The organism is Maribacter sp. BPC-D8, assembly GCF_035207705.1.
Lineage (GTDB): Bacteria > Bacteroidota > Bacteroidia > Flavobacteriales > Flavobacteriaceae > Maribacter.
In genome coordinates, this window is record NZ_CP128187.1 from 3340824 (window position 1) to 3354336 (window position 13513).

The 13513-nt window shown below is 34.9% G+C and carries 7 protein-coding genes; 3 read left to right on the forward strand and 4 right to left on the reverse strand.

Going from position 1 to position 13513, the window contains the following annotated elements; translation table 11 throughout:
• Positions 1-295 precede the first annotated feature (295 nt).
• The 3 genes from QSV08_RS14670 to QSV08_RS14680 are packed head-to-tail and all read left to right on the forward strand — an operon-like array spanning position 296 to position 6257.
• The gene (locus tag QSV08_RS14670) at positions 296-3145 is read left to right on the forward strand and encodes a TonB-dependent receptor (RefSeq protein ID WP_324024342.1); all 2850 of its coding nucleotides are present in this window, start codon (positions 296-298) and stop codon (positions 3143-3145) included.
• 25 nt (positions 3146-3170) lie between these two features.
• On the forward strand, positions 3171-4469 hold the full coding sequence (locus tag QSV08_RS14675) for a DUF4249 domain-containing protein (protein ID WP_324024346.1): 1299 nt from the start codon (positions 3171-3173) through the stop codon (positions 4467-4469).
• A 9-nt stretch (positions 4470-4478) separates the two neighbouring features.
• Positions 4479-6257: a hypothetical protein gene (locus QSV08_RS14680; RefSeq protein ID WP_324024349.1), complete on the forward strand. Its 1779-nt coding sequence runs from the start codon at positions 4479-4481 to the stop codon at positions 6255-6257.
• A 53-nt stretch (positions 6258-6310) separates the two neighbouring features.
• Here the strand turns inward: QSV08_RS14680 and QSV08_RS14685 are convergent, their stop codons facing one another.
• The 4 genes from QSV08_RS14685 to QSV08_RS14700 form a co-directional block, all read right to left on the reverse strand.
• Positions 6311-7435 (reverse strand): glycerate kinase, encoded by a 1125-nt coding sequence (locus QSV08_RS14685; protein WP_324024352.1) that lies wholly within the window; start codon positions 7433-7435, stop codon positions 6311-6313.
• Positions 7436-7445: 10 nt separating this feature from the next.
• A complete protein-coding gene (locus tag QSV08_RS14690; protein ID WP_324024354.1) occupies positions 7446-9050 on the reverse strand; it encodes a sodium:solute symporter in 1605 nt (534 codons plus the stop codon).
• Positions 9051-9173: 123 nt separating this feature from the next.
• On the reverse strand, positions 9174-10487 hold the full coding sequence (locus QSV08_RS14695; protein WP_324024358.1) for an amylo-alpha-1,6-glucosidase: 1314 nt from the start codon (positions 10485-10487) through the stop codon (positions 9174-9176).
• 179 nt (positions 10488-10666) lie between these two features.
• On the reverse strand, positions 10667-13342 hold the full coding sequence (locus QSV08_RS14700) for a TonB-dependent receptor (protein ID WP_324024360.1): 2676 nt from the start codon (positions 13340-13342) through the stop codon (positions 10667-10669).
• Between the last annotated feature and the right edge of the window lie 171 nt (positions 13343-13513).

Below are 13513 nucleotides of genomic sequence, written 5' to 3' on the forward strand. Positions count from 1 at the left end.
TAATAAAATACTGATATGTAATGAAATGACGATAGGATGCATAAAAAAGTAATCTGTAAAAATATAATCACCTTTAGTAATACGAAGAAATTATGTCACACATATTAATTCAAAATTAATTCAGGTTTATAATATCATAAAATGCTTTTAACAAATGAATTAAGTTTACATAATGGCATTCGTAAAAAATCAACTTCTTATTTTCAATAATCTATATAATTGATATGATTATTCGAAAAATCACATTTTGTGATATTATTCTTTTTCATACCTTGTAGGAATCCAACCAACCACCATGACCGAACAACAAAATGATAATTGCCTTTTGCCGTCAATTATTGTAACTACTTCGCCCTCTAACACAATTAGACTTCATAAATATCTTTTATTATTTCTTCTGTTTATTATCGGAATTTCAAATACCTATTCTCAAGAATTACCAACAATTAATGGTCAATATGCTGCAATACCATTAGAAGAAGTACTTGTTGATATTGAGAAACAAACAGATTTTGAATTCTATTTCATCAAATCGTGGATTGACGGAATTACCGTTACTGAAACCTTTGATAAAGAAAATATCAATAGTGCTTTACAGTCCATTTTCGAAGACACTTCACTAAACTTCTATATTATAGAAACATCTAAACGAATTGTACTTTTAGAAAACACTATTGTATATGATGAACTGCCAAATGGTTTTTTTGGGCGTGAAGAAAAAGAGCAAGTAAATACTATAGCAAAACAAAAATCAAATGTTCCGCCCCCTACTTTTTACAACACCACAAACCAAAACAAACGAAATTATAATGTTGCGAAAGTAGGTAAGAGTGACCCAAACAATCTTCAAGAAACCTATCAGCTGACCGGTAGAGCTATAAACTCAAAAACAGCAGATGCCATTCAAGATTTAGCTATTCGTGTTAAGGGATCTAATCAAATTACGGTAACCGATACCAGTGGAAATTACAATTTAACATTACCTGCAGGTTACAATGTTTTAAGTATTCGCGCTATGGGTATTGAATCTACAGAACGAGAAGTAGTCATGTTCAACAATGGAAACTTAGATTTATTGATGGAAGAAGGGCTGCAACAACTAGATGAAGTAGTGGTGGAAGCCGACGCTTATAAAAATGTAGAAGATGCTATTACAGGTAGCGAACAAATAGATTCTGAAGAATCTAAAAACATTCCTTTAGTATTGGGTGAACGAGATATTCTGTCTGTTGCCAAAGCGTTACCTGGTATTTCTTCTGCAGGCGAAGGCGCTATGGGCTTAAATGTACGTGGTGGTAAAACAGACCAAAATCTAGTATTGTTAGATGACGCCGTTATCTACAATCCGCAGCATTTTTTCGGGATTTTTCAGGCTTTAAACCCTTTTACTACTAAAGGAGTCGATATTTACAAAGGCGCAATACCAATGGAGTTTGGTGGGCGACTTTCATCTGTTTTTGACATTAGATCAAAAAACGGGAATGTTGAAAAACTTTCTGGTGAAGGATCAATTGGTCCTGTTACGGCAAACTTGGCATTAGAAATTCCGCTAGAAAAAGAAAAATCTTCTCTTATAGTAGGCGGGAGAGGCGCCTACGCAGATTGGATTTTAAGATCCTTAGACGACGAAGCCTTAAGTAATAGTAATGCCTCTTTTTTTGATGGCATTATTAAATATCATAATAAAATAAATGAGAATAATGAGGTAAAAGCTACGGCGTACTACAGTAGAGATGCCTTTAGCATTACTTCAGATTCTTTGTATAATTATGATAATCGTCTTTTTTCTGTTCGCTGGGATCATAGAATAGGTAACAAAACAAATAGTGCGCTTATCGTTAATAACAGTAATTATGGATTCGGAATTGATTTTGACGGCGAAACAAATACAGACTTCAATTTAGATTATAGCATAAATGAAACCGAATTAAAATATAAATTACGCACCTCGTTAAACGATAAGCATACGCTTGATTATGGTGGTTCTGCGAAGTATTACTCCGTAAATCCGGGAAGTATTGAACCTGATAGCGGAGATTCAGATATTAATGCATTGTATATTGATAATGAACAAGCCGTAGAAGGAGCCCTTTTCATAGGCGATGAAATAACATTAAATGAAAAATTATCGGTTAACCTCGGTGTACGTTATGCCTTTTTCGCTGCATTAGGTGAATCAACTCAGAGAACTTATCAAGATGACATGCCAAAGAATGAATCTACCGTTCAAGACACCATCTCTTACTCTAGCGGCGAAAATATAAAAACTTTTGGCGGACCAGAAGCTAGAATTTCTGCCAGGTATTTATTTACGCCAGATTTTTCAGTAAAAGCAAGTCTTAATAATTCATATCAATTTTTACATACCCTTTCTAACAATACTACAGTTTCACCCATTGATACGTGGAAACTTTCTGATTTAAATATTGACGCTCAAAAAGGATACCAAGCTTCTTTAGGTTTCTATAAAAATTTTAAGGAAAACGAGTATGAATTAAGTATTGAAGGGTATTACAAGAAGATGGAAAATGTGCTAGATTTTAAAACCGGTGCCAACCTCTTCTTAAATGAAAATGTAGAAACACAAATATTACAGGGTGATGGAAAGGCATATGGAGTAGAATTTCTATTAAAAAAGAAAAGTGGTAATTTAAACGGATGGTTAAGTTATACCTACTCTAGATCTTTGTACAGATTCGATAGTGAATTCAGCGAAGAGCGTATTAACAACGGCAAATTCTTCCCTTCTAATTTCGACAAACCACATGACGTTAGTGTCATTACCAATTACCGTTTTACAAAGAGATACAGCTTATCGGCAAATTTTGTTTATCAAACCGGTAGACCAATTACGTACCCAGTAGGTACTTTTAGGTTCAACAATGCCGATTTTGTAGCATTTAGTGATAGAAATGAATTTAGAATTCCAGATTTCTACAGATTAGACTTAGGTCTGAATATTGAAGGAAATCATAAGAAAAAGAAATTGGCACATAGTTTCGTGACTATATCGGTGTATAATGTACTAGGCAGAAACAATCCATACTCCGTATTTTTTGTAACTGATGATGGCGAGGTCAAGGCATTGCAAAGTTCTATATTCTCAGTTCCTATTCCGTCCATTACTTATAATTTCAAATTTTAATAGTACTCGAAAAAAATCATTAGTAATGAAAAAGTTTATTCTATTTATAATTTGCATTTCCGCCTTCATTTCTTGTATTGAGGAGGTTGACCTTGGCATTGAGTCAGATGATGAAGTTCTAAAAATTCTAATTGTGGAAGCTACGCTGACCAATGAAATAAAAAACCACAAAGTAACCTTAAGCAGAATGGACACCATAGTAGATTTAGGTATCGATTCTGTTTATAGTCCGTATACCCCAATACGAGATATCAATAGAGATTTGGTACGTTATGAAACTAATGCGACCGTATCTATTGAGAGTGATAATGGAACTACATACTCATTTAATGAAACAAGTGCAGGTATTTATGAATCAGACCTCGAATTTGCAGCCGAAATAGACAACACTTACCAGTTGAGTATAAGCACATCTGATGGTAAAAGGTATTCTTCAACTAAGATGCAAATTGAAGGCCTAGCAAGTATTTCTAACATTTATGCAGAAAAAACAACTAGTGAATCTGGAGCACAAGGTATTGGTATTTTTGTTGACAATACAGTAGCATCTGGCAATGTGCAAAACTTACGCTATACCTATGATGAAACTTATAAAGTTATTGCACCAAATTGGACTCCAGAAGCTTTTAAACTCACTAATTATGAACCATGTGCCCTGCCCTTAGTTACCTATGATTTAGAAATTGTAGAACGAGAAGAAGAACAACAAGTTTGTTATGGCAACAATCTTTCCAACACCATTATTCAAGCGCAACAAAGCAATTTAGGCAGTAATATTAAAAAGTTTATGGTCAGGTTCATAGATCAACAGAACTTCATTATTAGCCACAGATATAGTGTTGAAATCGAACAATTAGTATCAAGCGCTGCTTCTTTTAGTTTCTATGATCAATTAAATAATTTTAGCCAAACAGGTAGCATCTTTTCTCAAGTACAACCTGGTTTTTTACAAGGCAATCTTTCTTCAGATGATGGTGGTCAAGGAACTGTAATCGGTTTTTTTGATGTGCTATCTGTATCTAGAAACAGAGTGTTTTTTAATTATACAGATTTTTATCCTGAAGAAGAGTTACCGCCATATCCTTTTAATTGTAGAGAATTGACCGCACCAGAATCTCATGTATCTTTTTGTTTCTCTGGTCCAAGAGGTCCAAATCCGTGTCCTCAGTCGGTTATTCAACAAATAGACCTCAATTTAATTAGTTACGTAAAACCAAATGTGAATGACGTTGTATGCGGCGGACCCCACATATTTGTACCTAGAGTTTGCGGAGACTGTACGGTTTTAGGTGGTAATGTAAAACCTGACTTTTGGGTAGAATAAATAAAAATTATGAAAACAACACAAATACTTACTTTACTTCTCGTTTTCATTTCCGGTCTTGGTCATGCTCAATATGTAATCAAAGATGGCTCTGAACTAATGAACCTAAAAAAGGTGCCTCAAGAGAAAGCTTATATAGATCATAATGGTCCTTTAGTGCTATCTGGTGAGTATTTATACTATGCTATACATTGCTTCAATGCACAAACTAATAACCTTACAGACGTTAGCAAAATTGGATATGTAGCCCTCGTAAACGAAACTAAAGAGTTTGTTTTTGAGCATAAAGTAAAATTAGAAAAAGGACAAGGTTATGGCGATTTCTTTGTGTCAACAGACATACCCTCTGGTAGATATAAACTTTTAGGTTATACCCAATGGATGAAAAACGCTGGTTTATCTCAAGTTTTTAAAGATGATATTATCATCATTAATCCGTATTTGGCTGATCAGTCTGTCTTATTGAACAACCCTGACTTAGGTTTATCTGCAACATCTTCAAAAACCAATTCCATTTCAGATTCATCAATAATCACACTTTCAACAAATAAAACTACCTATACACCAAGAGAGAAAGTCAACCTCAATATTAAAAATTATAAGGGCACTTTGGGTCATGGCTCTTATACTATTAAAGTAAAAAGAAAAGAAGAAATAGCTACCACCACAGCGATGAGTTCTATAGCTTATGGCAAATCATATTTTAATGCAGATAAAGAAATAAAACAAACCATAGGTGATAGCATTTTTCTACCCGAACAACGAGGAGAACTTTTTTATGGTACTGTAAAAAATAGTACGTCAGGCACACCTGCTGAAAACATACCCGTTACCATTTCTATACCTGGTAAAGAATCTCTATTGAAGTTCTCTAAAACAGACCAAAACGGAAATTTTTACGCTTATTTCCGTAAAGACCGTAAAGACCCTAGGGCAATTATTCAGATTGAGGATCAAGAAGAAACATATACAATTGAAAAAGGCGAGCCACGAAATATTGATTTAACCGAGTTGACATTTTCAGATTTTTCATTATCAAAAGAACAAGCTGAATACATTAAAAATAGAAGCGTTTTAAACCAACTAGAGAATCAATTCTTTGGTTCAAAACCCGATTCTATCTTGCAAAGCAACCCAATAGATATATTTAATGGAGGAATACCCGAAGTAATTATTCTTGATGAGTATACTCGTTTCCCAACCCTTGAAGAAACTTTGGCTGAAGTGGTACAATTTGCTGGATTTAGAAAAGCAAACACAAATGATGCTTACATAAGAATAGGACAAGATTTTAAATCTTACAAAGAAGAATATAACGACTTCCCTGCTATTGTTTTAATTGACGGAGTTTTCATACCCAACCACGAACAAATTAGAACCTATGACGCTCGAAAGATTGAAAAAATAAGTTTAACGAGAGACCAATTTCGTTTAGGCACAAAAGAATATCAAGGTATTATCGCTATAGAAACTATTGACGGCGATTTCCTTGAAACCTATACTGCTAAAAACAGTTTAATAGTACCATTCGACCAACCTATGGTTAAAAAGAATTACTTCGTACAAACATATCAGCCAGAAGACAATTCTTTTAATAGAATACCTGATTACAGAAGAATGATATACTGGAACCCGAATTTAAATATTCAAGATAGCTCTTATGATTTTGAGTTTTTTACTTCTGACTTAGAAGGAACCTATGAGGTTATTTTAAACGGATTCACTTCTTACGGTAAGCCAATACATGTGGTTAAGGAAATTACGGTGAGCAATGTTGACCTAAATTAAATAGATTAATTAAAGTTATGCTAATCTTCGATTTTTGTAATAAAGGGTAATTATCACCTCAATAACCTCGCAAAATTATACGAAGCATTGACAAGATTTTCCCTGCTATTTTCCATCGCCTCGCTTAAAGTAGAAACACCTCTTACTATTGAAGAAACATAGGCTAGTCCGAATTTTTTCTGCTGTACTACGCTTATACTTACCGAGCCGCACAAGGCTGCAACAGGTATATTTTTGGAGGATGCCGAAGTAACAACTCCGTCAATAGTCTTACCAGAAAGGGTTTGTTCATCTAGCTGACCTTCGCCAGTTATAATCCAGTCTGCATCTTTTATGGCGTTATCAAAATCTGCTAGTTCTTTTACTAAGTTATTACCTGAAATTAATTCGCCATTTAGAAAAACAAGTGCGCCACCACCAACACCACCAGCTGCACCGGCGCCACTTACTTTTTGTAAATCGATTTGATACCGATTTTTAATTATGTCGGCAAAATTGCATAAACCTTGATTCAGTAAAATAATCTCATTTTCAGAAGCTCCCTTTTGTGCTCCATAAATATAGGCGGCACCTTGTAATCCATAAAACGGATTGGTAACATCGCAGGCAACCTTAACAGTTATACTATCAAGGCGATTATGCTTATTAGAATCAACTATTGATTTCACCTTATTGAGGTTCTTACCAATAGGACATAGTTCTTGATTGTTTTTATCTAGAAAACGATAACCTAAAGCATTTGCCATACCCATACCACCGTCGTTGGTAGCACTACCACCGATACCTAAAATTATTTCTGTCGCTCCTTTCTCTAATGCATCATAAATAAGTTCCCCTGTACCAGATGTGGTAGTTTCCATGCAATTAAACTCCTCAACATTCAGCAGTTTTAATCCTGATGCTTCAGCCATTTCTATGTAGGCTATTTTGGTTTCATCAGAATATAAATAAGAAGCATTAATGGGTCTAAAAAGCGGGTCGTTTACGGTTACAGTAACCGTTTCTCCTTTTATATAATGTTTAGCGACTTCCATGGTACCATCGCCACCATCAGCCAAAGGTCTTTTTATAATTTCAGCATCTTTAAAAACCATTTTTATACCCTCTTCTACCGCATCGCAAAATTCGAATCCGGTTAAGGAACCTTTAAACTTGTCGGGAGCTATTACGAATTTCATCGGCATATTTTTAATTCAAAATATTAGGTAATGAAATACTGAACAATACAATGATTACAAAATACCCTAATAATATTGCCACCTCTTTTTTACCAGAGTAATAGGTAACCTCTAAACCTTCGTTCACTTTTCTTTTTACGGTATAACTCACAGCAAGAGCAACTAGAATTGTTACCAAACAACCTAAAGCATTCCACCAGAACCAAAATATTTGTGGCACGTATAACCATAAATAAATATTGAACAACACCCCTACTACGATACCGATATTGGCACCAAGTGCATGTGTTCTTTTAGTAAGAATTGCCAAAATAAAAGCTGCTAAAATAGGTCCGTAAAAGACAGAACTAATTTTATTAATTACTTCTATAACCGTACCTTCTATATTACCTGCAAAAAATGCAAAGAACAGACATACCAGACCCCAAAAAATAGATAGTAATTTTGAGTAGGTCATATATTTTTTATCGGGCATGTTTGGATTGAATCTTTTTACAAAATCTTCCATAGTTACCGCAGATAAAGAATTCACTGTAGAACTCAACGTAGACATTGCTGCGGACATTATAGCGACTATCAATATACCTATCACTCCATTAGGAAGGTATTTTATGATAAAAACCGGCACCATTAAATCTGCTTTTTTACCTGCTAGAGAGCCAATATTTGCTTGATACACCGTTTCCATCTGCTCTTGAAAAGTTACATCTTGCAATAATAATGTACCCAACACAAGACCCATAATACAATAGGTCAATGTAAAAGGAAAACGAAGGAGTCCGTTCGCCATCATCAACTTTTTCAGGTTCGGCATACTACTAGATGACAACAATCGTTGCGATTGCGTTTGATCTGTACCGTAATAAGAAGCGTAAAGAAAAAATCCACCAATGACCATAGGCCAAAATCCGAATTCATCATTTCCATCGGCATTATTGAAACCCCATTTACTGAAATCAACCGCAGTAATTCTATCGGTATCTACATGAGCTAGAAAATTATCTACTCCGCCGAGTTCACTAAATCCGAAATACAAACAAATGATAATACCGATAAATAGGATACTCATTTGAATGACATCTCCCCAGATTACCGCTTTCATTCCGCCTTGAAAAGAATAAACCATGGTTATAAGACCAATAATTAGAATAGAAATCCAAAACTCTAAACCGATAGTAGCTTGTAAAATTAACGCCATGGTATAGACCATAACCCCTGTAGCTACCGATCTACTAATTTGAAAAACAAAGCTTATTAGTAATCGAGAAGAAGCATCGAATCGTGTTTCTAAGTATTCATAAACACTAACAATACCTGACTTATATAACGTTGGCAGCACTGCAATTAATAAAAATGCCATTGCCAAGGGTACACCTAATTCATAGGTAAGCCATTGCATACCACCACCTTCTTTTAGACCAACGAATGCAGGTGCAGAAATAAAGCTAATAGCAGATAATTGGGTAGCCATTGCAGACAAACTTAAAGGCAACCATGATGTTTTACGACCACCTAAAAAATAATCTCCACCTGTGTTATTATCCTTGAACATGAAGCCCAAGCCTAAAAAACCCACTAGGTAAACGACAATAATAATATAATCAACGTAATTCATATCCTAGTTTTTATTTTTTTTAATCAAGAGACCTACTCCTAAAATACCCATTATGTAAAATCCGATTAAAAAATAATCAATGTAGTTCATTTTTAAATCTTTAAATCAATTTATAACAAAGCACTATGGCGTATTTACCATATCGATAAACAAAGCGGCACTCCAAGAAAAATTATTTCCACCATAACCAGGCGTATTATCTTCACCAGTGTCTTTTCTACAATCAAAGTATTCGTAGAAGCCATATTTCTCGATTAGCTCTATGCTATCTTGCTTCATACGTGCGGCAACATCAGTAAATCCGTAATTCTTAAGTCCTAGAAAAAGCATCCAGTTCATATTGATCCAAACGGGACCTCTCCAGTATTTTTTAGGATTAAATCGATCGTTTGTAGGATCAAAAGAAGCACATAGGTATTTATCGTCTCCACCGAATTTATCCATCATTGTTTTAACTAAAATTTCAGCTCTTTCTGGAGAAGGAATGTTTGCGAATAATGGTGAAAAAGAAGAAGATGTTATATGACGAATAGGCTTTTCATTTCTTAAATCGTAGTGTACATAAGCACCTAATTCAGCATCAAATAACTTTTCATTAAAGCTTTTTATACTTTTAGCTTGCCATTTTAAGATGGTCTTAATTTTTTCTTCATTGCCACCAATTATTTCATATAATTCAATTAATGCTTGGTTAGATTTTATCAGCATTGCATTAAACAAGGGATCTTGAACCAAAAACGGGGAAAGCTCTGCTATTTTGGCATCATCATAATTGTTTTGCTTAGCAATATCTATGATATGTAAATAGTGATCATACTCTCTTTTAGTCGGACGCTGAGAAGCGTCTACATGGGTAGTATCTTTTCGAACAAAAGTATATTCTGGCGGATTCATGGTTTTCCAGATATCATCCCAAACAGGGGAGTTATCTGTACCAGATTCCCAGTTGTGATAGATGTATACCAAACCTTCATTTTGAGGGTCTCTATTTTCATAGAAATACACATGATTTTCAAAAACTTTATCGATATCCTCTTTGATGTAGTTGAGCATATCTTGCTTATCTTCTGCAATACGATACATTTCTTGTAGCACAAAACCTGTTACCGGCGGCTGGGTCATACCTGTAGACCTATATTTTTTGGAGGACAAGGGATGCAATTCAGATTGATGAAAATCTGCCCCTGGAAAATAAGAATCGTTCTCTGTATGAAAAACGATATGTGGTATAAAACCATTACCCCATTGCGCATCTAGCAAAGTTCTCATTTCAGTTTTTGCCTTTTCAACATCGTAATGAGCAAAACCTATAGCAATAAATCCAGAATCCCACTTCCATTGAAAAGGATATAAACCTGCACTAGGTATAGTAAAACCACCTTCTTGAAAATTTGCATCTAAAACTGCAATTGCTTTTTTATATAATTCTTCGTTCATATTATCTAGTAAATAACCTCGGGACAAGCCCGCGAGGCATTAAATTGAAAACATAATTACTATTTCGACGCATGCGTCGGAGCATTTAATTCTCGATTATCGAGTAAAAAAAACACATTGGCAATTCTTCAACGACCAATGTGTTCATCAATTAAACTTAAACTAACAACAAATACTTTTTAGAAATTGAAGGTTGCCGTAACAAACAATCTTCTAGGTAAAATTGGTCTACCAACAAAAAATTGAGATTCTGTTTGACCAGCTGAACCTGCTCTAGGATTACCTTCTGTGATACCATCACTATCGAATAGGTTGAAAACTGACACCCCTAAACGAACCGAATGGTTGTTATCTTCTTTTGAAAATGTATAACCTGCACCTAATCTGCCAATTGTTATGGCATCTAATTCTATATTATTGGTATCATCTGTAAATTTTGCACCAGTGTAGTTGAATCCGAAATTTGCATCGAAAGCAGCATTATCATAATACAATCCTAATCCGCCTAATAAGTTTGGCTGTCTTGCCAATTCGTTACCAACATTAGCTTCTGTAGAAGTACCATTTACTAAATCGAAATCGGTATTTTTTGTAATCTCATGATCTTGATATGTTACATTACCACGAAGATTTAAGTATTGTGCAATAGAATAATCTCCAGTAGCTTCAATACCTATTGTTCTTGTATTTTGCTCTGCTCTTGTTTCATCTATTAATTGACCACCTACAATTGCTTGGCGAATAGATACACGATCTTTAAGACCTACATAGTACCCTGCAACAGATCCTGAGAATTTCTCGTTACCGAATTTGGCACCAGCTTCAAATTGAATAATATTTTCAGCATCGTAAGGACTTTCAGAAATACCAGGTACCGGAGCAAAACCTCTTAATTGTGGAAAGAAATATCCTTTAGAGAAGTTAGCATATAGGTTGGTTGTTTCAGTTAACTCATATAAACCAGCTAAAGACAATGCCCAAGCACTCGCATTTACTTCTGTTCTTAAGAAAGAACCATCTGCAGTTTGTACATCACTAAGTTCTGTAGTAATATCTGGAGTAGAATAAACGTTTTCGCTCATAATACCACCACGACTGTTGATACCATCTGTATGTTCCCATCTGAAACCAACATCAAAACGCCATCTGTCTAAAATCATCTCATCTGTAACATATAATGCCACTCTATTTTGAGAAAGAAAGTTATTAGCCGTCTGACCAATACGGTTATAAAGTCCGCCTTGCGAATACACTACATTATCGCCACCAGCATCGGTATAATTTAAGTTTACCAATTGTGGGTTATTGTTGAATTCTGTCAATACTCTGTACTGATAGTTAACATCTTCAGCCTCTGTACGAGCGATATAAGAACCAACAGTAATGTTATGGTTACCGCCGTTTGCCGTTTCAATAGATTTTGTAAGGTTGATCTCACCAGAGTAATCTGTCATTGGGCGTAAACGATCTACATGTAAATTATCGATTACTAAATCATTACCATTAATTTGAGAACCTGATCCACTTTGGTAAGCAGCAGTATACCCTAAGTTACCAGGAGCAATACTTTCTACATAATTATCTAAAGTGATAGGGTTTCCGTTATTACCGTTACCACCAACATATAATGCGAAATTGTGTTTGTAGTTAGCATATTTAATCTTAGAAGTCAATTTAAGATCATCGTCAAATCTGTAATTGAAATCTCCCATAATGTAACCACCTGTAGTTGCAACACCATCTGCAATCGGACTATTATATGTTCCACCAGGAGTATTGAATGAAGTATTCGCTAAGTCACCAGATAACAATTGTTCAACTGGGTTACCATCATTACCGTTTATACGCTCTCTACCACCACCACTTAGAGGTATAGGAAGATAAAATTGTGCCTTATCGTCAATAAACTGTCCGCTTAAAGTAAAAGAACCGTTATCGAATTTCTTTTTAATATTACCTCTAAATTGAACACCTTTAGTTGGAAGACCCACGTCTATAGGACCTCTATCATGACGTACAAAACCTGTAAAAGCATAGTACGTATTAGAATCTTCGCCACCTAGTTGACCACCAGAATAGAAATCTGTTTTAATTCTACCTTGGTTGGCAACTTCAATATTAATAATGTTACCAGGGTTTGTATCACCCGTTTTACTTGTGTAGTTGATAATACCGGCAACAGAACCAGCACCATATAATACAGCTGCACCACCACGAACAAATTCAACACCTTTAAAACCTATATCTGGTCTTGCATACACATCATGCGCAGAAGAATTTAGTCCGAAAGAACTAATTAAAGGCATACCGTCATACTGTAAAGGGTTAAAAACATACTGACCACCAGAAGGTAAACCTCTAACGAATATGTTACTTGCCGTTTCACCACCACCACCTTCAGCGGTAATACCAGGTACACTTCTAAGAATATCTGCCTGACTATTAGCAGAAAGCTTAGTAATTTCTTTCATTTTAACAGAGCTAATAGATAAAGGAGCCTGCTTTTGAGAACGAAATGTACTAGAAGCTGTTAAAACAACTTCATCAAGTTGCTGACCACCTTCTTGCAACACAACATTTACAGTTTGTGCCGTACCGTTTAAATCTAATGATTTGTCAACAGATGTAAACCCTATATATGATACACGTAATATTTGAGCACCGGTAAGGTCTGTTGAAAAAGTAAAATTACCATCAAAATCTGATGTTGTACCCGATGTACTACCTGTAATTAAAATGTTAGCACCGGGAATTGGCTCTCCTGAATTGTCTGTTACGGTTCCTGAAATATCGGTCTGTGCAAAGGAGCCTGCACTGATAAGAAGTCCGATTACCGCAAAAATAATTTTCTTCATAATGTTTGAGTTTTTTTTAAGTTGAGTCGATTTAAATTATCAAATCGTTGATTATGAGACCAAATTATATGAATATAGCATTCTGTTAACCAAATATTAACGAATTTTCTATGCAAACGTTTGCACAAACGTTTGCAATTTATTTTGTAGTATTGTATTTCTGATAAAATC